Annotated in this window: 1 protein-coding gene and 1 pseudogene; one reads left to right on the top strand and one right to left on the bottom strand. The window is 32.7% G+C overall.

What is annotated here, in order from left to right; translation table 11 throughout:
- Nucleotides 1-133 (top strand): annotated as a pseudogene (locus IDG64_RS14870) (mannitol dehydrogenase family protein); the annotation flags it as partial.
- On the opposite strand, the gene IDG64_RS15405 reads toward IDG64_RS14870, so the two are convergent.
- Nucleotides 70-245: hypothetical protein (locus IDG64_RS15405; RefSeq protein WP_241012154.1), on the bottom strand; the 176-nt coding region annotated here is incomplete at its 5' end. The pseudogene IDG64_RS14870 and the gene IDG64_RS15405 overlap by 64 nt on opposite strands.

Below are 245 nucleotides of genomic sequence, written 5' to 3'. Positions count from 1 at the left end.
AGACAACAATGTTAAAGTAACATTTGCAGACGTCAATGAAGAAATCATTAATGCTTTAGCTCATGATCATCAATACGATGTTATTTTAGCTGATGAGTCTAAAACAACGACGCGCGTGAATAATGTTTCAAGTTCCTGTGGATTTTCCATAAAAGTATCAATAGATTCTAATTTCAAACTTAAAAATTCGGACAAGTCACTTACCAGTGATGCCATAAAATCATTGTCAGGAATAAACATGGAAA

Origin of the sequence: Staphylococcus sp. EG-SA-15, from assembly GCF_017151895.1 — a bacterium.
Taxonomy (GTDB): Bacteria; Bacillota; Bacilli; order Staphylococcales; family Staphylococcaceae; genus Staphylococcus; species Staphylococcus aureus.
The sequence above is the reverse complement of the archived record's forward strand: the minus strand, read 5'-3'. Positions and strand labels throughout refer to the sequence as shown.